Raw genomic sequence first — 23,479 nt, 5'->3', positions numbered from 1 at the left:
GATTCACTTCAGGCTAGGGCTTCCTGCTTTCATGATGTTCTCCGCGTGGTGTTCTTTTTGCACCCGTCTGATGAAAGCTTGAAGCTCTTGCTCTGTTTCACATACGGCAGCATGCTCCAACCAAACAAAGAACTTTTTCTTACATATCGCAGAAGCATGCAGCGGAAAGGTCTCTCTTGATTTTATAACATACAATCCCGCGGGAACGTCCCTCCATGGCGTTTTGAAAATCATGCGGATGGATAGCCGCGTTCGCTGCTTCCAGTCCTGCTCCTGCTGCTTGTTCCGGATGGACCGGTACATGTTCATGACAATGTAATGCTCGGAGACTTCCGTCCATTTGGAAAACCCTGATTGAATGGCGTTTTGCGTGATTTCGGATTTTTCCTTCATAAACCAGTACCCGACAATAATGGGAAAACGGTTATTTTCCTCTAGCCATAAGACACCGAACCACTCGTATTCTAAAGAAATCGGATTTAATACATGGGGGACTAATCCTAAATAATAAAGAGGAATGGATGCCATATCAGTTCTCCTTTTTGACGTCTGACTCTTATGAAATTGGATGGGGTGATTACTCTTTAATTTTAAGAGGGAACCGTATAAAAATGAGGTAAAGAATCATTAGAAATCGTATAAAAAATGTCTAAAAACTTAAGTGCTCTAATGGCTTGAAATGTCATAGAAGAATGGGATGCGGATGATAAAAGAATGAAAATGAAAGATTTCGGAAGCCCGGCTATCGAAAATAAATGCTTCACTATATTGGATGCGCTTTCATTTGCGGATTACGGCAAAAAACAAGAAATTAGTCTCTCCACAGCGTTTTACAAGGATTGCTAAAAGGCGTAACATTCGTTTCAACAACTTCACATTAAGCTTGAAAACGCTGAGTTCCCGAAAGGGGAACGGGGGAACCAATCAGAAGCCGATGAGTGTCATCCGCGGTTTCTTGGGGTGAATCCAAAGCAAGCGAAAGCTTGCCAAGGTAGGGCACTTCCAAGCCCGAATCCGACAGCTAACCTCGTAAGCGTAATTGGGAGAGAACTAACTTCTATCGTGCCTTCTACCAAAGCCCGAGAGTAGAGTATCTCTGCTTTAGGCTTCTTTTTGTTGTTCACATTTTGAGGAGAGTGAATCTATTATGTATTCGGAACCCCTGTCTCTAGTAAAAGAAAAAGAGGAATGTATCAAGCTTACCCAGGCCTGCAAGATTACCCGTATTGAATGTTTTCGTTTTGATTGTGAACTAGCGGATAGGCTGCACTCCGGGCACGGAAGTGACTGTCATTGCGGCTTGCTTACCCTCTCAACCAATCTCGGAACATGCGGTTTAGGGGAGTTCGTGATTCCATGCGGCAGCTTGAAAGGGGATTTCGTTCAGTGGGCTATTGTCTTCCAGAAGCTCAAAGGACTGACCCCTGAGGATGGCTTGCACTACATTCATCAGAAAGAAGAGGCATGGGGAGAGGTTCGAACACATTTAATAGAATCGGCTTTAACGGATCTATCTGCAAAGCTGGAGCATTCAGCTGGACGCCAGAAAGAACTAAGCTTCCTATGGAACCGCAATTATTTATTTGAGCATTCCGGGGCGTATATCTCTTTCTAGGGTGGTTGCTTTATTTTACGAGATACTTCGATAGTTGAAGGATCGTCAGGGTGAACTGACGGTCCTTTTTTAACATATAAGAATTTCTATGTTTGTAGGGGAACTACAGGGCGCTATATTGCGCAAAAGATCACTTTGCGTGAGGGAGAGGGAACTAGGGGCCGCTATTTCGCCATTTTGACACCTATTTGAACGATGGAGGTGGAATAAGAGCCTGTAGTTCCCCTCCAACCCACAAATTCCGCTATTTACTTAAATAGGGGAATGGAGTTCCCTTATTTATGGCGGGGCATCCATGTTTGGGATAAGTGTATGCAGCATGACTATTTATCTATCCTTATGTAGGAAGAATGCATGAATACAAGATTAACGATGTACGCCAAACCTAAGAACCGTCAGGAATTTCCACTTCCCTGACGGTTTTTCTTATCAAGTGACTCAGAGCATGGCTGATCTTTCGTTGAATTTGCCAAACTCGGCTAGATTTGACTCTGGGTTCACTGTCAATCGAAGAGCATTTTTATGCTTTTTTTATACGGATGTATGGGATTCTTTACCCCCTTTTTATACATTTCGGCGTTACAATGGGTCAGGAAAGGGGGCGGTGATTATCATGCAAAGTGATGTTTTGCTGATAGCTGCGCCGACCAAGGCAGGCGAGGAATTTATGAAGCAAACTAAGTTGGTTGGTCTTCCTTTTATTGCATTAACCAACAACAAGATGGAAAGAATCAGGTTAGAAGCGCAGGGAGTGAAACAAATCATCCAAGTAGATACGTTGGAGCAGAGAGCTTCCAACATTCCGGATTACCCGATCGGTAACGTCATCCTGTTCGAGGAGAGCTTGCCTTTATGCTGCCGGTACATCCAGATATGCCGCAGTTGGACATCAAGACCTATTTACGTCGTCACCCAGAGCGTAAATCCTAGATTGATTTACAAAGGGCTTGGTGCGGACTACGTTATTTATTCTAAAAATGGTGATGTTAAGTTTCTACTTTCATCCCTAAAAGCAAATAAAACCATAGATTCATTCTGACTTCTGGAGGAGGTGTGCTATGTACAACGATGTAACGATGGTCTTATTAATGGCATTAACATTTTTAGGGTTTTGGGGATTTTTTAAATATTGTGAAAAGGCGTAAGCTCATGCTTTCGACGAGAGTTTTTTTGGGAAAAAACGAGTAGGAGGTACTCAAATGATTGTTATTGGATTCATTGCATTTGCCATCATGGTGTATCTCGGTTTTGTTCTAGTGAAGCCAGAGAAATTTTAATTGTAGAATATGAGCTTATGTAAGCAGGGGGAGAACCTACTATGGGTATGGGATTGTTACAAGTAGTTATCACACTGGGAATTATCATGCTTTTGGTGAAGCCTGTGGGTAGTTACTTGGTCAAAGTTTTTAGCTATGAAAAGAGTGGTCTTGATCGTGTTTTTGCTCCTTTCGAGCGTGTATCTTATCGAATTATGGGAGTTAAAGAAGACGAAGCGATGGGGTGGAAAAAGTATTTAGGAGCTGTACTTTTAGTTAACTTTGTCATGCTGCTCCTCATGTATGCTGTATTTCGGCTTCAGAAATATTTGCCTCTTAATCCGGATGGAATCGGGAATATGCCGCCGGCTTTAGCCTTTAACACGGCTGTCTCTTTTATTACAAATACGAACTGGCAGGCCTACAGTGGTGAAAATGCACTTTCCTATTTCTCGCAAATGGTGGGGCTTACGTTCCCGATGTTTACATCGGCAGCAACTGGATTCGCTGTAGCCGTCGCATTCACACGCGGTCTGGTTGGCCGACAAGATAATCTCGGTAACTTTTACGTAGATTTGACTAGAGCGATAACACGTGTATTTATACCGCTTAGCTTCATTGTTGCTTTAGTCTTAGTTTTTCAAGGAATTCCACAAACCTTGTCGGGAGCCGTGCAGGCCACAACAATTGAAGGCGCTCAGCAAACCATTACCCGTGGTTTAGTTGCTTCTTTTGAATCCATTAAGCATATCGGAACCAACGGCGGAGGGTGGTTCGGTACGAATGCCGCACATCCTTTCGAAAATCCTACGCCAGTGGCCAACTTAATCCACATTATTTGTATGATGCTGCTGCCTACATCCCTTGTGTATGCATTCGGCTTAATGATCAAGAACAAGAAGCAAGGCTGGACGATCTTCGCTGCCATGGGCATCATCTTCCTGGTTATGGTCGCTACTGTGTTCTATGCCGAGTACAAAGGCGTGCCTGCGGTAGATGCGTTAGGCGTACACAGTAACATGGAAGGGAAAGAAGTCCGATTCGGACCATCCGAATCTGCCTTATTTACAGCCGTAACCACGGCTGCAACTACCGGCAGTGTGAACAATATGCATGAATCGCTTACACCGCTAGGCAGTATCGTTCCCTTTGCAGAAATGATGCTGAACAACGTGTTCGGGGGTAAAGGGGTCGGATTGTTAAATGGCCTGCTCTACTTGATTTTGTCTGTGTTCATCTGTGGGCTCATGGTTGGCCGTACGCCAGAGTTTTTAGGTAAAAAGATTGAAGGAAAAGAGATCAAACTGGCGGCCATCGCTATTCTAACTCACCCGCTCATCATTCTGGCACCGACGGCTTGGGCGCTTATACGTCCCGAATCAATCACTTCTATCTCCAATCAAGGTCTTCATGGTCTTTCGGAAGTGTTGTATGCTTTCACATCGGGAGCGGCCAATAACGGTTCTGCCTTTGGCGGCTTGAGCGCGAATACGAACTTTTACAATTTGGGGATCGGTATGGTCATGCTGTTTGGGCGTTACATTTCAATTATTGCGATGCTGGCCATTGCAGGCTCTCTAGCAGTGAAGCGCGTCGTTCCTGTTACGACAGGCACACTTCGTACGAATACACCTTTATTTATGGGGATTTTAATTATGATAATTCTAGTTATCGGAGCTCTAACGTTCTTCCCGGCGCTGGCATTGGGGCCGATTGCTGAACATTTGGCGGCGCATTAAGGATAGACTGTGAGCGGAGAGACTTTGAGCTAGACTCAAAGACCCTATATTAGGAGGATTGCATGGCCGTGGAACGTAAAAAAACTATGACAAAAGAAATCATGAATCAAGCTATCGTGGATTCGTTCAAAAAATTAAATCCCTGGGTGATGATGAAAAACCCGGTTATGTTTGTGGTCGAGGTAGGGACAGTCATTACGCTGCTGCTTTCACTCGCGCCGGATTTGTTTGGCTCGACAGAAGTCGGACGGGGTTATAACATCGCGGTGTTTTTGATTTTGCTCTTCACCTTGCTTTTCGCTAACTTCGCTGAAGCTCTGGCCGAAGGCCGGGGCAAAGCACAGGCGGATTCGCTACGGAAGACCAAATCCGATACAAAGGCTCGTCTGGTTCAAAGGGATGGTTCTTATAAGGAGGTTTCCTCAACTTCTCTCCGTAAGGGAGATGTGGTCCGCATTGAAATCGGTGAGATCATCCCCTCCGACGGTGAAATCATTGAAGGTTTAGCTTCTATTGATGAATCTGCCATTACAGGCGAATCAGCTCCTGTTATTAAGGAAGCGGGAGGCGACTTCTCATCCGTTACAGGAGGAACTCGTGTCGCTTCGGACTATATCGTTGTCAAAGTGACGACTGATCCCGGCGAATCGTTCCTAGATCGCATGATAGCGCTCGTAGAAGGAGCCAAACGGCAAAAAACGCCGAATGAGATTGCATTAACGACATTGCTTGCTGTTTTAACGCTCATCTTCTTAATCGTCATTATGACCATGGTGCCAATGGCGCAGTATTTGAACGTGAAGTTGGAGATTTCCACCTTGATTGCGCTGCTGGTCTGTCTCATTCCAACGACAATCGGCGGTCTTTTGTCCGCGATCGGTATTGCCGGTATGGACCGTGTCACGCAATTTAATGTACTTGCGATGTCAGGTAAGGCGGTTGAAGCAGCCGGGGATATCGATACGATGATTCTGGATAAAACAGGGACGATTACCTTCGGGAATCGGATGGCTTCCGAGTTTATTCCTGTGAACGGCTTGACTGCCAGAGACATTACGTTTGCTGCCCTGCAAGCGTCTGTGAAAGACGAAACACCGGAAGGACGCTCTATTGTTGAACTTGCCAATAAGCTCGGTGAATCTTGGCAAGCAGGTGCGTATGAAGGTGCGGAAGTGGTGGAATTCTCGGCTGATACGCGTATGTCAGGCCTTAATCTCGTAGGAGGCACAAAAGTCCGTAAAGGCGCGGTTGACGCGATTAAAAAATATGCAGCCTCTCTGGGAGGCAAAATTCCTATTGATTTAGAGACGATTACGAATCGAATCGCTAAGGCCGGAGGCACTCCGCTTGCGGTAGCGGTTAATGAGCGAATTTGCGGTGTTATTTACCTCAAGGATACAGTGAAACCAGGCTTGAAGGAACGATTTGCCGAGCTGCGCGCCATGGGGATCAAAACCGTCATGTGTACCGGGGATAACCCGCTGACAGCTGCGACGATTGCGCTTGAAGCCGGTGTAGACGAATTTATTGCTGAGGCGAAGCCGGAAGATAAAATTGCCGCGATTAAAAAAGAGCAGCAAGAGGGTAAATTGGTAGCCATGACTGGCGACGGAACGAATGACGCTCCTGCGCTGGCACAGGCGGATGTAGGACTTGCGATGAATTCAGGAACGATGGCTGCCAAAGAAGCGGCAAACATGATCGATCTTGATTCTGATCCGACTAAGCTGCTTTCTGTCATTTCTATCGGGAAACAGCTGCTGATCACCCGCGGAGCATTAACGACGTTTTCCATCGCCAACGACATTGCCAAGTACTTCGCAATTATTCCTGCGATGTTTATTCTAGCCATGCCGCAGCTGCAAGCTTTGAATATCATGAATCTGGCTTCGCCGGAGTCAGCCATTTTATCAGCGCTCATTTTCAATGCGATCATCATTCCTCTGCTAATCCCAATTGCGATGAAGGGGGTTAAATACCGGGCGATGTCAGCTGATAAATTGTTGTCGCGCAATGTTCTGTTATACGGTATCGGCGGTGTCGTTGTGCCATTCGTCGGAATTAAAGTCATTGATATGGTGCTTCACGGTTTAAACATCGTGTAAAGAGATAGAGAAATGAGGAGATAGCGATATGAAATCGGTTTTTATAGCAATACGGGTGTCTTTATTGTTCATGATCGTCTGTGGGCTCATCTATCCACTCGCAACGACAGGTGTAGCTCAGGTCTTATTTCCTAAACAAGCGCAAGGAAGTCTCATAGAGTCGGGCGGTGCCGTGATTGGCTCGGAATTGCTCGCTCAAAATTTTGAGTCACCGAAGCTGTTTCATCCAAGGGGCTCTGCAGCCAAATATGATCCGACTGCTTCATCCGGCTCCAATACAGTGGTAGCCTCAGACGATTATGCAGCGGCAATGCTTGAAAAGATTGATGCATTGAAAATAGAAAATCCAAATCTAAAGGACATTCCCGCTGATTTAGTAACCGTATCAGGCTCGGGCTTCGATCCGGACTTATCGCCGGAAGGGGCCAAGGCCCAAGTGCCTAGAATCAGTAAGGAAACCAGGATTGCGGAGCAGCAGTTGAATGAGCTCGTTGACCGGCTTACGAAAGCGCGGCAGCTTGGAATCTTTGGAGAGCCTAGAGTCAATGTAACCGAGCTGAATATAGAACTGCTAAAGCAAGTGAAATTGTAAGAGCAGGCAGCCACTCTCTATTTGGAGAGTGGTTTCTGCGTCATTTTAGGGAGTAGGAGAATGATGCTATGTGGATGGTTTCAAACGCAAAACACCGGAGGAAATTCTGTTATCCATCTCCAAGCTGCACCGCGGGAGCCTGAAAATATATATCGGAGCGGTAAGTGGCTCAGGGAAGACGTACCATATGCTGCGGGAAGGGCATAATCTGAAGCAGCAGGGGATCGATGTGGTCATTTGCGCGGTCTCGACACTGCAAAGGCCGGAAACCGTGGAACAACTGGGGGACTTGGAGCGGGTGCCGAGCATTCATTGGATGAAAGATGGCGTGGAACAAAAGGATCTGAATATAGACGCCTTGCTCGAAAGAAACCCGGAGGTCGTCCTCGTAGACGGGTTAGCGCATTGTAATCGAGCAGGCGCTCGCTTTCCATCCCGGTTGGATGATATCAAGTTTCTACTTTCGAAAGATATTAGTGTCATTACCACGGTGAATGTGTATGAGCTGGAAGAAGCAATGGAGGTTGCTCATAAGCTGACAGGCATCGAAGTGGGGCACTGCGTGCCTTCGGACACGTTGGAGTTGGCGGATGAGGTTAGATTAATCGACGCGACGCCAGAGACGATACTAAACCGGCTGGAGGAAGGGCATCTCAAAGGGAATCAAGATGCTGCCGTCTTCAAGCGCGGCAACTTGGGGGTGCTGCGGGAGCTGGCGCTTCGTCTCGTAGCTGAGGATGTGAATGAATCCTTGGAGGAGCATCGCGAACAAATGGGCTTCTCCGGACCTTCCGGGGCAATGGAGCGGATATTGGTCACAACCCAATATCATTGGAACGGCTCGATTTATGTGCGCCGGGGACAACAAATCGCCAAACGATTGAATGGCGACCTGCATGTGATCACGCTGCGCAAAGTAAATAAGCCGCTTTCGAAGGAAGGGGCGACTTTCCGCAGATCGATCATGAAGCTTGTGGAGAAAATCGGCGCAAAATTTGAGGAGCTTCCGCTGCGGAACCGCCGCTGCATCCCGCAAATACTGGTTGATTATGCGACAAGCCATAAAGTAACGCGCATTGTCATGGGGCATTCCAGACAAACGAGGTGGCAAACTTTGTTGCAAGGCTCCATCATCAATGGCTTGCTCAAGAGAACGAAAAATATCGACCTGTTCGTAGTGGCGGATCGAGCGTCCCAAGAGGGGGAGCGCATTCTTCCGGCACATATTCAAGTGGTTAAGGAGCCCTACAAATATAAGCGTCTGAGCAGGCAGGAAGTGCAGGCTAAGATCGAAAAAATCAAGCGGGGCCGGTTCAAGGTTTACATCGGAGCCGCCCCCGGCGTAGGCAAGACCTACACCATGCTGCGGGAAGGCAACGATTTGATCAAAAAGGGAATCGATGTGAAGATCGGCCTGCTCGAGACGCATGGGCGCAAAGAGACCATACAGCAAATTGGCGAGCTTGAGACCGTCCCGCGCGCGGAGATTATGTATCAGAATGTACGACTTGAGGAAATGGATACGGAAGCGATTATCCGTCTGAGGCCTGAAGTGGTCTTGGTCGACGAATTGGCGCATACGAATGTACCCGGGAGCAAGCGCAAGAAGCGGTTTGAGGATGTACTGGACATTCTGGAGGCGGGCATTTCGGTCATTGCAACCGTGAATGTGCAGCACCTGGAGAGCTTGAATGACGCCGTGGAACAAATCACAGGGATTCGCGTGCGGGAAACGGTCCCTGACAGTCTGCTGCGCGCAGCGGATGAGGTACAGCTTATTGATGTTGCCCCTGGGGCTCTGCAGCTGCGCATGAAAGAGGGCAAAATTTATGCAATGGCCAAGGTTGAACAGGCGCTTCACCATTTTTTCAAAACGGGCAACCTGATCGCCCTGCGGGAGCTTGCGCTGCGCGAGATTGCCGACGACGTCGACGAACGCTTGGAGTCTATGGAGCGGAAGAATTCCCTTCGCGGGCCATGGCGAAGAAAAGAAGTCATTTATGTGTGCGTGACGGAAATCGCCCAAGCCGACCGCTTGATCCGCCGGGGATTTCGGATTGCGCATCGTTTGAAAGCGGCATGGCATGTAAGCTTTATCGCAAGAGGCGCTGCCGAGGAAGTTGGGAACAAGCTGGAGGCTCTGGAGAAACTGACCGCCACATTAGGAGGCGAGTTTTCGTATACGGAAGTGGGCAGTCATAAGCAAATTCCGCAAGTATTTGCCAGTCTGGCAAGCGGAGCGGGAGCGACGCAAATCATCGTATGGAACGATGCGATGGTACGAAAGCTGCTTCCTTTGGCCCGCCAGATGGATGTATTGATCGTTGCAGACTATGCGATGTGGCAAACATCCGGAAATAAGGTAAAATGATGGCATGATAAATAAACGTATGGATAGCTGGGTCAGTTGGCAATCGTATGGGAGCACGGCTCTATTCGTTGCCCTCGTGACCGTATTTCTGAAAACATTTGGCTCCTTTCTGGGTCTTGTGAACATAGCACTTCTTTATTTAGTTCCCGTACTTTTCAGTGCCGTACGATGGGGCAGAGGACCCTCTTTTTTCGCTGCGGCCGTGGGGATATTATCCCTTGATTTCTTATTTGTCCCTCCCATCTTTAGTCTTACAGTTGCAGATTTGCGCTATTTGATCTCTTTTCTAGTATTTATATCCGTTGCTGCCCTTACAGCAAGCTTGGCCTCCAGGCTTCGGAGCCAATTTCATCAAGCGCAGCAGCGGGAAGCCAGTACGGCTGCTTTGTATGAGCTCAGCCGGAAGATAACGGCGATTTCGGATATTGATGTGCTGCTTCAGCATATCGTACAGCACGTTTCCGAAACGCTGAACACGAAGGTTGCTATCATTTTGCCGAATGCGCTGGGGGAGCAGCAGGTAGAAGCCTATTCCATGGATGGCGCCGAATGGGCGAAGGATGAATCGCACTTGTCCATTGCAGCTTGGGTATACGAGCATCAGGCGCCGGCAGGCCGTGGGACAGCTGCCTTGCGGGAGTCGTCGCAGCTTCACGTCCCTCTGCATACGGCCCGTCAAATGCATGCCGTATTAGCTGTCGATGCCCGCGGTCACAGCCTTACTCAAATGCCGGAGCTGCTGCGGACGATCGAAGCGCTGGCCGATTTGGCGGCTGTCGCGATATCACGCGTTAAACTGGCCAATGAAGCCAAGGTGGCGCAGCTTACGGCGGAGTCGGAGAAGCTTAGGACTGCGTTGCTGGATTCGCTTTCGCACGAGCTGCGAACCCCTTTAGCGGCCATCATCGGCTCGGTAACCGGCTTATTAGAAGGGGAGGCCGTCTTTAGCCCGGAAGACAGGCGCGAGCTGCTGCTGACGATCCGGGAAGGCTCGACGCGGATGAATCGGCTGGTAGGCAATCTGCTGGGCATGGTTCGGATTGAGAGCGGCATGCTGCGGCTCAATAAAATGTGGTGCGGCATCGAGGATATTGTGGGTGTTGCACTTTCGCAGCTGAAGGATGCTTTGCAGAGCAGAAAGGTCAGCATTCGCTTCGCTCCCGAACTGCCATCGGTTCCTGTGGATGATGTGCTGATTGAACAAGTGCTGATCAATGTGATCAGTAATAGCATTAAGTATTCGCCGGAAGGGAGCGAGATCGTTATTGAAGCGGACTATGACCGGGATATGCTCCATTTGTCCATCGCAGATCAAGGGATCGGCATTGCTCCGGGAGATCTCGAACGCGTATTCGAGAAGTTTTACAGAGGCCAGCTGACCAAGCATATTCCGGGAACAGGCTTAGGCCTTGCCATCTGCAAAAGTATCGTAGAAGCGCATGGCGGGCAGATTACGGCGAGCAAAAATGAGCCGCAGGGAACGGTTTTCCGCATAAGCTTGCCTTTACAATTCGCTGAGAAAGATGGGGATAGATATGACACCTACAGGGGCGAAAATTTTAATCATTGATGACGAGGCGCAAATCCGCAAATTGCTGCGGGTTACGTTAACCGCGCACGGCTATGAAGCGTCCGAAGCCGCCACAGGACAAGAAGGCTTGCTGCAGGCCACGATGGTGCGCCCCGATCTGATTGTTCTTGACCTTGGTTTACCCGATATGACGGGGATGGAGGTATTAGGGCATATTCGGGAATGGTCTACGGTGCCGATTATTATCCTTACTGCTCAAGATCAGGAGCAGGATAAGGTCGCAGCTTTGGACCGGGGAGCGGATGATTACGTAACGAAACCGTTTGGGATGGGCGAATTTATGGCCCGTATGCGGGTCGCCTTGCGGCATATCGCCAAAACACAGGATGAGCCGGTGCTGAGGCTGGGCCAGCTTGTCATTGACTTGGCGCAGCGGGCCGTGGAACTGCGTGGCGAGAAGCTTAAGCTGACGCCTACCGAATACGATTTGCTGAAAGTGCTGGCTCTTAATGCCGGACGCGTGATGACGCACCGCCAACTGCTCAAGCAGGTTTGGGGCGGCTCGCAGTATGAATCTGACAGCCAGTACTTAAGAGTGTATGTCGGCCACTTGCGAAAAAAGATCGAAGAAGATTCCACAAGGCCTCACTATATTCTCACGGAGCCCGGAATCGGTTACAGATTTGCTTGGCAGGAGTAATTTTTCAGCTTCCCGTATAGGCACCCCTCACTTGTGGAAAATTAACACAAATGAAAGCAACATGGGGGGTAAGTTAAGATGAGCAAGCTGGATCAGCAATTATCGGTCTTCTCCTTAGGCGGCATCAACGAAATCGGTAAAAATATGTACATCGTCCAATATGCAAATGATATTGTGGTCATCGATTGCGGCTCCAAATTCCCGGATGAAACTTTGCTTGGCGTTGATCTCATCGTTCCTGATATTACCTACTTACTTGAAAATAGCGATAAAGTCCGTGCGCTGGTAATTACACATGGGCATGAAGATCATATCGGAGGCATTCCCTATATTCGCAAACAAATCAATGTACCAATCTATGCAACCCGCTTAACGCTTGGGCTTATTGAAGGCAAGCTGAGAGAAGCGCGCCTGCTGGCGAATACAGAGCTTATCGAGATTACCTCGGATTCGACAGTAGAGCTGGGCAGCATCACATCCACCTTTTTCAAAACAAACCACAGCATCCCCGATTGTTTAGGGGTTGTTTTCCATACCCCCGAGGGAACGGTCGTCCATACGGGAGATTTCAAATTCGATCTAACGCCGGTCAATAATCAATATCCGGATATTCATAAAATGGCGGATATCGGCTCGAAGGGAGTGACGCTGCTCTTATCCGAGAGCACGAATGCGGAGCGCCCGGGCTACACGCCATCAGAAAGCCAAGTGGGGAAGCACATTGAGGAGGCTTTTCATAAAGCGAAGCAAAAAGTGTTCATCGCCACCTTCGCTTCAAATGTACATAGGCTTCAACAAGTGATTGATGCCGCGGAAGCGACGAATCGTAAACTGGCTTTGCTGGGCCGAAGTATGGTGAACGTCGTGAAAGTCGCCTCCGAGCTAGGCTATTTAACGGTTCCTGATGGGATGCTGGTGGAAGCGGGCGAGATTGACCGTCTGGATTCCCATCGAATTGCCATTCTCTGCACGGGCAGTCAGGGAGAGCCGATGGCTGCCTTGTCCCGGCTATCCCGATCAAACTACAGGAATGTAGAAATCCACCGGGGGGACACGGTCATCCTATCTTCATCGCCGATTCCAGGGAATGAACGCAATGTGTCCAAGACCGTGGACAATTTGTTTAGCCTTGGGGCGGAGGTCATCTATGGCTCAAGCTCGGTGACCGGCATGCACGTTTCCGGGCACGGAAGCCAGGAAGAGCTTAAACTGATGCTGACGCTCATGAAACCGAAGTATTTCATTCCCATACACGGAGAGTATCGCATGCTTCACCAGCATCGCATTTTGGCGGAGTCGGTCGGCGTCGAGCCTGCAAACATATTCATCTTGAATAACGGGGACGTTGTAGACATCAAAGAGGAAGCAGCGACGCAAAGCCGCAAGGTCACTGCGGGCAATACGCTGGTCGATGGTTTGGGCGATGTGGGGAATATTGTTCTGCGCGACCGGAAGCAGCTATCGGAGGACGGGATCCTTATTGTGGTTCTCCTGCTTAGTAAAACCGACGGCAAGATTTTGGCAGGGCCTGATATCATCTCGAGAGGATTCGTCTATGTGCGAGAGTCCGAAGATCTCATTGACCAAGCAAGCATTCTCGCAGCGGATACGGTGAACAGGCTGCAATCGGGACAAGAGCAGTTGAATCAATGGAATGTGCTGAAAATTAACGTGAAAGAAGTGCTGGGTCGTTTCTTTTATGAGAAAACAGGACGTAGGCCGGTGATTCTTACCATTATCACGGAGTTCTAGCAGGAAGGACAGGCTTTCCTCCCCTGCATGGGAACCATGATCCTCTATTTGGCTGCCAATCGACACTGTTTCCCATTTGAGGGAACTGCGATCCGCTTTTCCCGCATTTTCCCTGAAAATATGAGATTTCGTGACAAATAAGTCCCTGTAGTTCCCTTCGGCCTGTGAAATTAGCCGATTTGTTCCAAATAATGCACAGTAGTTCCTATAAGCTTTGGGAATGAGTGTACAGGCCCATATCTCCAATAAAAAGAGACTGTCCTTAAAGTAGTTTGTTCTACTTTGGGACAGTCCTTTTCCTTTTTCAGCTATACAGGCAGCAGCAGCACTTTGCCTGAGCTCATGTTGGCCGTGTACTGCTTGATCGCGTCTGCGGTTTGAGAAAGCGAGAATGTTTGACTGATCTCGGTCTGGATCTGTGATCCGACCGACTTTTTCATCGAGCCCTGCAGCGACAGCAGCTCAAAGATGGATTGTGTCTTCACCCAATCGGACGCCCAGAAGCCTGTGATCCGCTTCCGGCGGAAAACAAGATCATCTGCGTTGATCGTTGTCGTGTTTCCTCCCAGAAGGCCGTATTGAAACAGCGTGGAGCCGTCGGGCAGCGCCGAAAGCACGGTGCCTGTCAAGTCCCCGCCTACGGCATCGAAGCAGACGGCAGCGCCAAGGTCGTGAGCCTTATGCTTAAGTTCATCTTCGAAGGCAGGGGAGCTGCTGTTAACGATATGCTGTCCGCCTATTTCTCTAAGAAGCTGGGCATGCTCCTCTTTGCGGACAACGCTAATGACTGGAATGCCCTCTTCTTTGGCTAGCTTCACCAGGATTCTGCCCAAAGCGCTGGCTCCGGCCGTCTGCACGATCGCTTTGGATTTGTGCTGCTTGGCAATCTTCACCATAGCCATGGCACTTGCCGGATTGACGAAGAAGACGGCACCCTGCTCATCCGAAACGTGGTCAGGCAGAACCATGCACGTCATCGCGCTGGCTTTCGCATACTCCGACCAGGAACCGTAAACCTCGGATACGAAGGCTACGCGTTTTCCTTTTAGCATACGGGCTACAAGGCTATTGCCTGTTGCAATAACCGTTCCGCACCCTTCCATTCCGCCGACCGACGGCAATGCCCGTTTAACGCCGTAATGGCCGGAAAGAAATAATAAGTCCGCGGGATTAATGGAGGCCGCATGAACCTTGATGAGCACTTCGCCGCTGGATATGTCGGGAATCGGCGTCTCACCGATTTCAATGCCGGAAACCCCGCTGTATGTTTTGATCATCGCGGCTTTCATAGTTTGTGCCATATGTAAGGACCCACCTATCATAGATGTAATTACAACTAATATTCACTGTATTATATAATACGGTATGAACAGGTGGGTTTTGATAACATCAAATTTACACTAAGATTTGGTCAAAAGGGTGCCTGGGGCACCCTTTTGTTCCGAGGATTAAGGTTATAATTGATTCATAAAGCCATGGGCGATATTCAGGTCAGAGGGCATAAATTTGTTGGTGCCTGATTTAATCAGGCCGGCGAGGACAACACAGTTCGAGGCAATCGCACTGCGCATCCACTTGGGATCAAGGGGGGAGTTAGCTTCTAGAGCAGGAAGATCTAGCAGAGCCAGTTGTCTGGCGAGCAGTGTGAAGTCGCTTCTTGAGCAGTAGAGATCCTGATCAAGCTCAATCTGGAAGTGACGCAGATACGTCTTCTCACCGCCGGTGAAAGCAAACTGCCCCAATGACGCGGGTAAGCGGGAGGAAAGCCATTTGATGCAGGTTGTGATCTGCCTTTGATGCGGCGGCTTAAGCAAATGGAATTCCTGATTCAAATCGGCAATCCCAAACGGAATGAGATAAGGAGCTTCACACTCCTTCGTAATAATTTGAATGCTGCTGTTTCCAGCATTGATGACATCAAGATGGCTGGGGATATCTGATTGGCTAATGGCTTTCCGCAGAAGCTCGGCTTCCTCTTTCTGGCTGATGGTCCGATAGGCAATCCGCAAATTATTGCATATTTCTTTCATATGCTCAGAGAGGAGGGGAGATCTTCGCATCGCTTCCGTTCCGATGGCTTCCACGGTTCCTTGGGAGGACCCATCGAGTAAAGGCCCCTGTGCAGACAGTAAGGTCTTAATCTTATCTTCTATTGACGGAAGGCAGATCTCGCTCTCCAAAAGCTCCCATATGAGAACGTCCACTTCTTCGATGCCGATGTCTGATTTCTTGAACACTTTGGCACTGTGACTGCCCAAATCCAAAATTAGTTTATCACTATTCATAAGAGTTCACCTGTTTGTCCCTTAAGTAATGGTTATCGCACTTGTGAATCCATGTTTAGTTAGCTGCCATATGATGTATAACCGACTTTTTCTTGTAAATAAAGGCTTCAGAAGTCCAATAATAAATGATTATTGATTTCTATGTCAACCAATTTTTGTTAAATTTTAGGACGAGATATGATTAAGCAACTGTTTCAACAAATTGCTTGGTTTTACGACAAAGAAAGGCGTTACAGGAGCTCTCCATATCCAAAAAGACCTGATCCGCTAATGGATCAGGTCTCGTCTTATAAAACAAATTTATAGCCTACGCCCCAGACGGTTTTTATGTATTTTGGTTCTTTGGGGTTGGCTTCAATTTTCCTTCGTAAATTCGTGATATGTACATCGATGGCGCGATCGTTGACATAGGAGTCAAAGCCGCGCAAAGCGTTAATCAGGTCTTCCCGGCGATAGACGCGTTCGGGGTGTTCGTACAGCAGCCGTATGAGCTCGAATTCGGAGAATGTCATGTCGACGGATTCGCCTCGCACATAGAGCGTTCTTTTTTCCAAATTAATGTTCAAATCCATCGGCGGTACCGTAACAGCCTGCTGGATAATCTGCTCTTCGGGTGGAAGGACCTGTTTAAACCGGCGCAAAAGTGCTTGGATGCGGGCCTTCATCTCATGCATACTAAAGGGCTTACATAAATAGTCGTCAGCACCTACTGTGAATGCTTCAGGGTTAGGCAAGGCTTAACCCAAGCGCGTTTACGGATATGAGAATAGAACGCCATGAGCATCAGGGGAAGAATGAGTTTAAGGCCGTAATACGCGGCCACATGCCACCCGTATACACTTCGTATCATGTCAAAGCAACTAGCGCCATGCTGTTGGTTGCCCGGACGGAGGGAGCAAAAATCACGCGGAGAGCGGAGGCGGAATTCCGCCTAAGGGCTGATTTTCAAGCAGCCATTCTCTTTTACAATAAAACACGGATAGCTTTGAACGGTGACGAAGAGAGGGTGGGGACACTGCACAATTGGTTGTCCAGGCGGGGGTATCCGCTCTTATGGGGTTGGTATATCACGATACATATGGCGCTGATCCAACGTGGAGGCGGTTTGCTTCGAGGCGTTCTCATTCTCCTTAACGATGGGCAAGTCTGGATACTAGGCGGGGCATGGCGGCACCGGCAGCGGATTTTTCGGTTCAGCTTCCGAACAGGAGTTGTTTCCATACGTTGGGAAAGACGAGATGGTTAGAGGAGATTGGAGAAGGTGGATTTGGGGCGCGTTTCGTGTAAATAAAAAAAGAGGGTATCCTCAAGTAGAATCATCTACTGAAGATGCCCTCTTCCTATTGGCTAGAACACCTTGGTTGTCCAAGACTCACAATTCCAGGTTTCCGTCACGATGTCGCGATAGAAGTCCGGTTCGTGGGAAATGAGCAGAATGCTGCCTTTGTAAGCCTGAAGCGCACGCTTAAGCTCATCCTTGGCGTCCACATCCAAATGGTTGGTCGGCTCATCGAGCACGAGCAGGTTCGTTTCACGGTTGATCAGCTTACATAGACGGACTTTCGCCTTCTCGCCACCGCTCAGTACAACAACTTTGCTCTCAATGTGCTTCGTGGTGAGGCCGCATTTGGCTAACGCCGCGCGCACTTCGAATTGTGTGAACGAAGGGAACTCATTCCACACTTCCTCGATACAAGTGTTGTTGTTGGAATCTTTGATTTCTTGTTGGAAGTAACCGATTTGCAGGTTATCTCCTTTTTGAACAGAGCCGGACACAGGCGTGATTTCCCCTAAAATACTCCGCAGCAACGTCGTTTTCCCGATACCGTTCGCACCGACAAGCGCAATCTTCTGTCCGCGTTCCATACGCAGGTTCAGAGGTCTGGACAACGGTGAGTCGTAGCCGATTACGAGCTCGGTCGTTTCAAAAATGAGCTTGCCCGATGTACGGCCTTCTTTGAAATTGAACTGCGGTTTCGGTTTCTCCTTTGCCAGCTCGATGACATCCATTTTGTCGAGTTTCTTCTGTCTGGACATCGCCATGTTCCGTGTCGCAACGCTCGCTTTGTTACGGGCTACGAAATCTTTGAGCTCGGAGATTTCCTGTTGTTGGCGCTTATAAGCAGATTCAAGCTGCTGTTTTTTCATTTCGTGGACTTGTTGGAAATGGTTGTAGTCCCCAACGTAGCGGTTTAATGCCTGATTTTCCATGTGGTAAATCAGATTGATGACACTGTTCAGGAACGGAATGTCATGGGAAATCAGAATGAAAGCATTCTCGTATTCCTGAAGATAACGTTTCAACCATTCGATGTGCTGCTCATCTAAGTAGTTGGTCGGCTCATCGAGAAGCAAAATGTCCGGCTTTTCGAGCAGCAATTTCGCCAGCAATACTTTCGTCCGCTGCCCACCGCTTAAATCGTTGACATCCTTCTCTAAGCCGATATCGGTAAGCCCCAGCCCGCGAGCGGTTTCCTCGATTTTGGCGTCGATCATGTAAAAGTCTTGATTCGTCAAAGTATCCTGAATCGTGCCGACATCCTCGAGCATCTGTTCAAGCTCTTCCGGGCTCACGTCGCCCATTCGGCCGTACATGTCGTTCATTTCCTGTTCCATGTCGAACAGGTATTGAAAAGCTCCCTTCAGAACGTCGCGGATCGTCATGCCTTTGCTTAGCACAGCGTGTTGATCCAGGTAGCCAACGCGCATGCGCTTGGACCATTCAACCTTTCCGTCATCCGGCTGAAGCTTGCCCGTAATAATGTTCATAAAGGTCGATTTACCTTCACCGTTTGCACCGATGAGTCCGATGTGCTCCCCTTTGAGCAGGCGGAACGAGACGTCGTTGAAGATGGCGCGGTCTCCAAAGCCGTGACTTAATCTTTCTACGTTTAATATACTCATGAAATAACACCTTTTCTCTTAAACTTTTTCTCGTTTTATTATAAGCGTTATGGGAGGAAAAACTCAATGAATCAGTACGCAAAAATGTGACTTGATTAGGTATATAATGCTTCCAGAATAAGGGGATGGTAAGAAAAGCTAAACCAAAAGCAGGGTGATCCTATGACAACGACTGGCGTTCAACCGCTAACTCCCTATCTGCATGAAAATATAGCGCGGATTATCGATCAGTTTGGAGAAAGCAGTGACATTGTCATCAGAGAACTGGGCATCGGTCTATCGGGCGAGCTGCCGGCCGCGATTGTATTCACGGACGGACTGGCGGATCCAGCTGCCATTCATGAATTATTAGATTCCCTTATACTCTTCTCTGGAGACCTTCGGAACTCAGATGGCAGTGTCTTATCCGATATTCCGGGTGCATTGGAGCGATATCCTTTTAAGCTTATACACGATAGGAAATGCCATTATTTATTCGTAGCGGATAACGAAAAAGACCCGAGGGCCATTTCCCTCAGGTCTTGTGGTATTCTGTGTCTTTATTTAAGGCAGGCGGACGGATGCGCGGTACAAGCGGCTGTTCCAGTCCACTTTGCTGTTTAACGATTCCGCTACGAGGCGGAGCGGAACATACATGCGGCTGTCCTCCATGATTTGCAGCGGGACGGGTACGGGGACGGATTTGCCGTTCACCGTAGCGGTGGAGCTGCCGTCTTTTAGTTTCAAGGTGACGCCAGCATTCGTGATGGTCGCCGTCCGCGTTGCGGCATCCCACTGAAAACCGGCATTCATCGCAGTGATGAAGGGGCGAATCGGAACAACGGTCGTCTCCTTGACGATAAAGCCGCTATAGTCGTATACAGGCTGCCCATTGATGTCGATTTGCACCTTCGGCTTGTCCAGCTTGCGCACGAGGAGCGCATTGCTCAGCTCGCGGCCGGGATAAGTCAACATTGTGCCGTTGGCGTACAGCCCTGAGCTGGACCCGCCATCCATATTCATGGCTTCCTTCAGCCCAAGCTGGATGGCAATGGCGGCGAGCTGGGACAGCGTTGCACTCGGCACGGTTCCCATCACGAGACGATCGGACCCGTCGATGCCGATGAAGCTTCGCGCCGCGGAGGATTGCGTCACTTTCGGGTCGGAGAAGCCGTCCCTTTTGACGTCGAGATCAACGGAGCCGCCTGTGACCAGCTTCGGACCGGCCCCGATCGCTGCCAGCCACGACTGGGCGTTCAGAGAGCTGCCTCCTTCGCCTTTGGCCAGGAGCTCTTTCGTGACTCTGTCTCCGACGTCCAGATTCGGCAGTACGTACTGCCGGTTGTTGGCACTGTTACCGACAAACAGAACGTAGCCGCCTGGAGGAACCTGCACGGAATCGTTCGTGATGCGCGTGATGATCCCACCCTCGATGACGACTTTCGTACCGCCCGCGAAGCCGATCCAGCGGCCAAAATCCGGCGTGTACCAGACGACCTGGTCGGTGCTGCCTTCTCCGTAATATTTGTTAACCCCCCAGGGATTAATGGTGTAAGTGCCAGACCCTTCGCTCACGCGTACGGCGATGTCGAGGTCCACGAACTGAATGCCAGGAACTTTATCCCGATTTAGAAAAAAGGTCTGGTTTTCCCCGGAATGCAAAGCCTCGCCAGCTTGCAGCAGCGTACCATTCGGGTAACGGATGGTAGAGTCGGACTCATACGCATTGAAAAACGTGCCGTTAATCGCGGCAACCGCTCCTTCGCGTTCTGCGATGGCCTGTAAGGGAGAGTCATGCCCAATCCCTCCGTCGGCTAAGGCGGGGGCGAGCTCCAGTGTCGGGTCGGTCAGGTCGATCGTGACGACACTTACGTTAAAGGCTTTACCCTGGGCGGTCACCTGCTTAGTCACAGCGTTAACGGAAGGGGAATAGAGCGCGGATGCCGGTGTACCCCCTGCGAAAAGAGCAGCTGTCAACAGGAGAGCGGCTCCGGGTTTCATTATTTTATGGCGAAACATCAGGTTGTCTCCTTTTAGGTTCAGTCGAATGTTGCCGAAACCTGTCCGGCTCTCTATATGTTTCGGATGAACAGGCCTTTTTGGTTACGTCCGGCGGCTGGCCAAAGAAAAACACCGGCGCAGATAGCGCCGGTGCATAGGGTTTAGGCAAGTTTCGCCAAGTATTCTTCGAGTTGACCGAACGTTCCGCCAAATCCTTGCTGCATGTTCTCTGCCATGGAAGCGAAGAATGCAGCTTCTTCTTCGGTAGGGTTCACAGGGCCTCCGCGCATCGTAAGAAGCGTTTTGCCATCCTGCTCTTCGAACGTTAGGACATTCATAATTTCAAGCGGGAAAACAGGGCTGAATGGGGCACGTACCGTATTGGCTTCCTCATCGGAGAACGAGTTTGTGAAAACAAGTTTTTCCGGAGGCGTAATTTCGCCATAAACAAATTTCCCCCACATTTGGAACCCTTCAGGAGACTTCATGCTGTAATGGAACACGCCGCCAGGACGAAGATCCAGGGAGGCTACTTCCAAATTCATTCCTGTCGGTCCCCACCAGTTTAGCAGATGCTCAGGCTCCGTCCAACATTTGAAGACAAGCTCGCGGGGAGCGTTAAACGTGCGTGTAATGACTAACTGAAAGGCATTTGAAGTTTCAGACATGGGTAATGACCTCCATAATTTGGAATAGTAGAGTGCGGTTGAATCGAAATAAATCGAGCCTTCCTTCCACAATGAGTGGCAACCAGCGGCAGGCTCGCGGAGACAGCGCTATGACTTGTCGTCCGAATTATTTTCTTTGCGTTGCAATTCCTGTAAATAGGCATCTAAGCGGTCGAAGCTCTCGTCCCAAATACGGCGGAAAGACTTCACCCAGGCGTCTAGCTCTTGAAGCGGCTGGGGCCGCAGCTTGTAAATCCGCCGATTGGCGATCGGTTGAACCTCCACGATTCCGGCCTCGCTGAGGACGCGGAGATGTTTGGAAACTTGGGGCTGGTTGAGCCCAAGTCGATCGGCGATTTCCCCCACGGTGAGGGGACCGTCACGCAAGAGTTCGACAATGTGCAATCGGTTGGGCTCGGCGAGAGCGCTCATAGTCGAATTCATATTTGTAATATACCTCATTCGGAATATTCCTGTCAAGGAATATATAGAAATGCAGAGAAGTGTGAGGCAGTCGCTGGGATTTGAATAGTATTGCCGGATGGCGGACGGGTTATTTCTGGGGCAGGGGCGTGTGTATTGGAGAGTAACATTAGGTGGGAAGGGCGTGTGCAAGAGAGTAGCATTGAGGGGCAGGAGCACTGGATACTGGAGAGAAGTATTCGGGTGAGGAGCGTGTGCTGGAGAGTAACATTAGGAGGGAAGGGTGTGTGCAAGAGAGTACATTGAGGGGCAGGAGTGATGGATGTAGGAGAGAAACATTCGGAGGAGGTGCGTGTACACTGGAGAGTAACATTAGGAGGGAAGGGCGTCTACAAGTGAGTAGCATTTCGTATCGTGTGCGGAAAGGGAACTACAGGCCGCTATTTCGGCGATATGGGTCGATTGCAGGGTCTAGCGGAATCTACAGGGTCTTATTTGCCTGAAAAGCGGCTATAACGCTTAAAAACAGCAAAATAGAGGACCATAGTTCCCATTGGACCGCGAAATGGCGCATTCCGCAGAGAATAGAGGACCATAGTTCCCACTATTATCCAGCTTCAATAACAAAAGGCCACCCAAGGAGGTGTAAACACCTCGAGGGCAGCCTTTTTTACAAGGTCGGTATGCTTTCAGCCTAGGCTCCGGCCTGTTTGCCGGTGAGCGCACCTTCGAAAGCATCAATGATGAACAAAAATCTCTCAGCCTCCCGGAACACGTGGTCAGCGAGCAGCGGATGGATGATGCTTTTGATCCGGCAAGCCTCGATCAGATCTCTGGCCGTCTTTTTGAAGTCACGGAGGGAAGCGACGGAAACGCGGTTCTGATCTAAGAATTGCCCCAAAAGCGGTTCAGTTTGCGACTGCGGCCGCATGCCGCTCAAATCGATGGCTTGGAATAGCAGCTGATCAAAGTCATGGCTGAAGTTGCGGGCTTGCTCCACTAATTGCCGCTCGGACGGGTCCAGCAGATGTCCGATGAACTTGGCATGATCCGCCATAATCCGTAGGAAGAAAACATTTTCATGAATGATCGCGTCGGGCAGCGGGTCCAGCCTTCCTCCATTTAATTCCTCTAACCGATTTCTGAAGTAGTTGGCTTCCCTGCTTGTATGGTCGACTAGTAGAGGGAAATTGTTTCCGCCTGGCAGCTTGCATTGAATGATGAGCCCAAGAACCTTTCTCTTAAAAGCCCATATATGCGTCGCGGCTGCGTGCACTTCCAAGTTAAACCGCTGGATTTGCGCAGGATCAGCCGCCTCTGTAAACGAATGGGCCTTTCCCTCAATTTGCTCAAAAATGCTGTAAAATTGATTCGCCTCTTGAATTAATTGCGTGTCCTCGCAGCGAAAACCTAGCTTTAGAAAAAGGGAATGTTCCTTCATGATCCGGGACCAAAATCGGACTTCTTCCAAAGAACGTGCAACAAACTCATTGGACAAGATCAGCACTCTCCCCGCAGTGAATTATACTATGTTATGTATAATCTCTTGTAAGAAGAG

The 23,479-nt window shown here is 49.3% G+C and carries 21 protein-coding genes, 1 pseudogene and 1 riboswitch; of the genes and pseudogenes, 13 read left to right on the top strand and 9 right to left on the bottom strand.

The genetic code is table 11. The annotated features are described in order from the left end of the window. Positions 1–3: 3 nt before the first annotated feature. A complete protein-coding gene (locus tag J2Z65_RS25350; RefSeq protein ID WP_167055632.1) occupies positions 4–528 on the bottom strand; it encodes a hypothetical protein in 525 nt (174 codons plus the stop codon). Between the two features lie 186 nt (positions 529–714). Here J2Z65_RS25350 and J2Z65_RS35765 point away from each other — a divergent pair, with 186 nt between their 5' ends. The 11 genes from J2Z65_RS35765 (at position 715) to J2Z65_RS25300 (ending at position 13,661) form a co-directional block, all read left to right on the top strand. Beyond that, the gene (locus tag J2Z65_RS35765; protein WP_275691020.1) at positions 715–846 is read left to right on the top strand and encodes a hypothetical protein; all 132 of its coding nucleotides are present in this window, start codon (positions 715–717) and stop codon (positions 844–846) included. A 34-nt stretch (positions 847–880) separates the two neighbouring features. Further along, a riboswitch (cyclic di-AMP (ydaO/yuaA leader) is annotated at positions 881–1,051 on the top strand. Between the two features lie 96 nt (positions 1,052–1,147). Next, positions 1,148–1,615: an enolase-like domain-containing protein gene (locus J2Z65_RS25345; protein WP_167055635.1), complete on the top strand. Its 468-nt coding sequence runs from the start codon at positions 1,148–1,150 to the stop codon at positions 1,613–1,615. A 613-nt stretch (positions 1,616–2,228) separates the two neighbouring features. Continuing rightward, complete coding sequence (locus J2Z65_RS25340; protein ID WP_193580853.1) at positions 2,229–2,654, top strand: hypothetical protein; 426 nt, start codon at positions 2,229–2,231, stop codon at positions 2,652–2,654. Between the two features lie 160 nt (positions 2,655–2,814). Continuing rightward, entirely contained in the window at positions 2,815–2,892 is a 78-nt protein-coding gene (locus J2Z65_RS36185; protein WP_167055911.1) for a potassium-transporting ATPase subunit F, read from the top strand. 47 nt (positions 2,893–2,939) lie between these two features. Continuing rightward, entirely contained in the window at positions 2,940–4,610 is a 1,671-nt protein-coding gene (gene kdpA, locus J2Z65_RS25330; RefSeq protein ID WP_167055915.1) for a potassium-transporting ATPase subunit KdpA, read from the top strand. Positions 4,611–4,672: 62 nt separating this feature from the next. After that, entirely contained in the window at positions 4,673–6,715 is a 2,043-nt protein-coding gene (gene kdpB, locus J2Z65_RS25325) for a potassium-transporting ATPase subunit KdpB (RefSeq protein WP_167055638.1), read from the top strand. Positions 6,716–6,743: 28 nt separating this feature from the next. After that, positions 6,744–7,307 (top strand): potassium-transporting ATPase subunit KdpC, encoded by a 564-nt coding sequence (gene kdpC, locus J2Z65_RS25320; protein WP_167055641.1) that lies wholly within the window; start codon positions 6,744–6,746, stop codon positions 7,305–7,307. A 70-nt stretch (positions 7,308–7,377) separates the two neighbouring features. After that, positions 7,378–9,678, top strand: coding sequence for a histidine kinase (locus tag J2Z65_RS25315; protein WP_167055645.1), 2,301 nt, complete (start codon positions 7,378–7,380; stop codon positions 9,676–9,678). A 4-nt stretch (positions 9,679–9,682) separates the two neighbouring features. Further along, complete coding sequence (locus J2Z65_RS25310; RefSeq protein ID WP_167055648.1) at positions 9,683–11,248, top strand: ATP-binding protein; 1,566 nt, start codon at positions 9,683–9,685, stop codon at positions 11,246–11,248. After that, positions 11,214–11,909 carry a response regulator gene (locus tag J2Z65_RS25305; RefSeq protein WP_167055651.1) on the top strand — a complete coding sequence of 232 codons (696 nt, stop codon included), beginning with the start codon at positions 11,214–11,216 and terminating at the stop codon, positions 11,907–11,909. The genes J2Z65_RS25310 and J2Z65_RS25305 overlap by 35 nt, the downstream gene beginning before the upstream one ends. Positions 11,910–11,987: 78 nt before the next feature. Beyond that, positions 11,988–13,661: a ribonuclease J gene (locus J2Z65_RS25300; protein WP_167055654.1), complete on the top strand. Its 1,674-nt coding sequence runs from the start codon at positions 11,988–11,990 to the stop codon at positions 13,659–13,661. Positions 13,662–13,969: 308 nt separating this feature from the next. On the opposite strand, the gene J2Z65_RS25295 is transcribed toward J2Z65_RS25300, so the two are convergent. The 3 genes and pseudogenes from J2Z65_RS25295 to J2Z65_RS25285 all read right to left on the bottom strand — a co-directional run. After that, positions 13,970–14,962 (bottom strand): zinc-binding dehydrogenase, encoded by a 993-nt coding sequence (locus tag J2Z65_RS25295; protein ID WP_167055657.1) that lies wholly within the window; start codon positions 14,960–14,962, stop codon positions 13,970–13,972. A 153-nt stretch (positions 14,963–15,115) separates the two neighbouring features. Beyond that, on the bottom strand, positions 15,116–15,946 hold the full coding sequence (locus tag J2Z65_RS25290; protein ID WP_167055660.1) for an exopolyphosphatase: 831 nt from the start codon (positions 15,944–15,946) through the stop codon (positions 15,116–15,118). Between the two features lie 287 nt (positions 15,947–16,233). Beyond that, positions 16,234–16,668: pseudogene (locus J2Z65_RS25285) on the bottom strand (winged helix-turn-helix domain-containing protein); the annotation flags it as partial. 38 nt (positions 16,669–16,706) lie between these two features. Between J2Z65_RS25285 and J2Z65_RS25280 the strand changes: the two are divergent. Then, positions 16,707–17,192 carry a hypothetical protein gene (locus tag J2Z65_RS25280; RefSeq protein WP_167055663.1) on the top strand — a complete coding sequence of 162 codons (486 nt, stop codon included), beginning with the start codon at positions 16,707–16,709 and terminating at the stop codon, positions 17,190–17,192. 101 nt (positions 17,193–17,293) lie between these two features. Here the strand turns inward: J2Z65_RS25280 and J2Z65_RS25275 are convergent, their stop codons facing one another. Beyond that, positions 17,294–18,850, bottom strand: coding sequence for an ABC-F family ATP-binding cassette domain-containing protein (locus tag J2Z65_RS25275; protein WP_167055666.1), 1,557 nt, complete (start codon positions 18,848–18,850; stop codon positions 17,294–17,296). Between the two features lie 162 nt (positions 18,851–19,012). Here J2Z65_RS25275 and J2Z65_RS25270 point away from each other — a divergent pair, with 162 nt between their 5' ends. Continuing rightward, a complete protein-coding gene (locus J2Z65_RS25270; protein ID WP_167055669.1) occupies positions 19,013–19,453 on the top strand; it encodes a spore germination protein in 441 nt (146 codons plus the stop codon). Here the strand turns inward: J2Z65_RS25270 and J2Z65_RS25265 are convergent. The 4 genes from J2Z65_RS25265 to J2Z65_RS25250 all read right to left on the bottom strand — a co-directional run bounded on the left by J2Z65_RS25265 (position 19,394) and on the right by J2Z65_RS25250 (position 23,419). Beyond that, positions 19,394–20,848, bottom strand: a complete 1,455-nt coding sequence (locus J2Z65_RS25265; protein ID WP_167055672.1) for a stalk domain-containing protein — start codon at positions 20,846–20,848, stop codon at positions 19,394–19,396. The two genes, J2Z65_RS25270 and J2Z65_RS25265, sit on opposite strands and share 60 nt — an antisense overlap. A 143-nt stretch (positions 20,849–20,991) precedes the next feature. Next, positions 20,992–21,498, bottom strand: a complete 507-nt coding sequence (locus J2Z65_RS25260; protein ID WP_167055675.1) for an SRPBCC family protein — start codon at positions 21,496–21,498, stop codon at positions 20,992–20,994. A gap of 108 nt (positions 21,499–21,606) precedes the next feature. Beyond that, positions 21,607–21,942 (bottom strand): ArsR/SmtB family transcription factor, encoded by a 336-nt coding sequence (locus J2Z65_RS25255; protein ID WP_167055678.1) that lies wholly within the window; start codon positions 21,940–21,942, stop codon positions 21,607–21,609. A 673-nt stretch (positions 21,943–22,615) separates the two neighbouring features. Next, a complete protein-coding gene (locus J2Z65_RS25250) occupies positions 22,616–23,419 on the bottom strand; it encodes a DUF2935 domain-containing protein (protein WP_193580854.1) in 804 nt (267 codons plus the stop codon). Positions 23,420–23,479 lie beyond the last annotated feature (60 nt).

The sequence above is a fragment of the Paenibacillus aceris genome, from assembly GCF_017874035.1.
Taxonomy (GTDB): domain Bacteria; phylum Bacillota; class Bacilli; order Paenibacillales; family NBRC-103111; genus Paenibacillus_E; species Paenibacillus_E aceris.
Note: the sequence above shows the minus strand (reverse complement) of the source record. Positions and strands in the feature narration are given on the sequence as shown.